Genomic DNA, 1,791 nt, shown 5'->3' on the forward strand with positions numbered 1-1,791 from the left:
CGCGACGCCGCCTCCGCCGCCACGCTGCCGGGGCGCGGGCGGCCCCATGGCGCCACCGCGACCGGCCAGCCCGCCTGCTCCAGCAGTCGCGCCGCCACATAGCCATCGCCGCCATTGTTGCCGGGGCCGGCCAGCACCAGCACCGGGCAAGGGCGGAAACGCTGGCGAATCGCCTGCGCCACCGCCAGGCCGGCAGCCTGCATCAACGCCGCCACGCTCCGGCCATGGAACGGGGCGGCGGCATCGGCCTCGGCCATCTCGGCAGGGGTCAGGACGGCGTGGTCGGAAATATTCATCACAGGAAGAAAAGTTCTTTTTTGGAAAAAAGAACCAAAAAACTTTTGTCAGGGGGAGGACGGCGTTGCCGTCCTCCGCCACCCCTCACAGACCATACTGCTCGCGGCAGTACACGCCGAGCCCCGCGGCATCCAGCTTCGCCATCGGCGCCAGGAAGGTCACCTGGATCACCCCAGGGGCACGGCCGATCTCGATCGCGCCATTCACCGTGGCGCGGTTGCGCACCTCGGCCACGCTCATATCCAGCAGCGTCGCGGCACGCTGCAGGCCGTTCTCGATGGCGGCATTCATCGTCGCCGCCGTGCCGATCACCGAGATCGGCCCCAGCGCCTCCATCTCCGCCACGCCGAACCGCGCCGCCAGACCCTTGGCGCGCGCCTTCTCCTCGGCCGTGAAGGGACGCGCCAGCGGCGGCAGGTCCTCCTGCAGCGGGAACAGCACCGGGCCGTCGATCGGATAGCCCTTCTTTACCTCCACCTGCAGCGTCACGCTGCCCGCCACATCCATGGTGTGGCCGGCGATCTCGCCATCGCCCTGGGCGGCGTGCATGTCGCCCATATACAGCCCGGCCCCCTTCACCTTCACCGGGGCCAGCAGGATGGCGCCCGGCCGCACCGCGTCGATATCCATGTGGCCGTCGGTCTTGTGCGCGGCCAGCTCCTCCGCCGTCAGCGCGTAAGGATGCGGCGCGCCCACCAGGAAGGCACCGAAATCGCCCGCATTGTGGCTGTCCGGCATCGCCTTGGACGGGCAGGTGCCGAGTTGCCCCAGGAACGGCCGCAGCCGCACCATCACCCCCGGCATGTCCGACGGCGCGAAGGTCAGGATCGAATGCTGCCGCGACGCGTCCGGCAGCGCCGCATAGCGCTCCGCCTGGTGCGCGATCGCCTCGGCGGCCTCGCGCGGCACCGTCAGCCCGACCTGCCGCGTCTCGTCGAAGGCCACCGTGTAGCCATGCACGATGGCGAAGGGCGTCACCGCATTGCCGCAGGCATCGCAGCGCACCGCCTGCTGGCCGATGCCTTCCACATGCGTCTCCGGCCACAGCGTGCCGCAGGTCGGGCAGCGCGGCGCCACATAGGGGTCGCCCAGGCAGAACCCCTCCGGCGAGCTGTCATGCCCCGAGGCCGTCGCCGCCGAGGTCACGGTGATGTCGCGGATGCGGATGACCAGCGCATCCCCCACCTCGGCGCCCTCGATCGCCACCGGCTGCGTCACCTCATGCCCGCCGCGCAGCCGCGGCGTGATCATCGGCCCCCAGCAGCCCGGCGCCGTGTTGGCGATGATGGTGCCGCCATTGGCCACCGGCCCCAGCATCGGCGCCTCGGGGTCCAGCACGCTGTTGGTGAAGCCGTTCACCACCAGGCTGCGCTGCGGCGCGGAAGAAAGCTTGCTGCCATCCGGCATGGAAGAGCCTCCTGTCTGTCGGGAAGCCAAGGCTAGGCCCGGACGGGGGCGCGGCGCCAGGGGGGCCGCGGCCAGGCGGCGCGCTGC

General features: G+C 70.9%; 2 protein-coding genes. Both read right to left on the bottom strand.

The genetic code is table 11. The annotated features are described in order from the left end of the window. A partial coding sequence (locus HMPREF0731_RS19850; RefSeq protein WP_007006003.1) for an NAD(P)H-hydrate epimerase occupies positions 1-296 on the bottom strand: 296 nt, incomplete at its 3' end. 85 nt (positions 297-381) lie between these two features. After that, positions 382-1,704, bottom strand: coding sequence for an acetamidase/formamidase family protein (locus tag HMPREF0731_RS19855; protein ID WP_007006004.1), 1,323 nt, complete (start codon positions 1,702-1,704; stop codon positions 382-384). Between the last annotated feature and the right edge of the window lie 87 nt (positions 1,705-1,791).

This window comes from Pseudoroseomonas cervicalis ATCC 49957 (assembly GCF_000164635.1).
GTDB lineage: Bacteria > Pseudomonadota > Alphaproteobacteria > Acetobacterales > Acetobacteraceae > Pseudoroseomonas > Pseudoroseomonas cervicalis.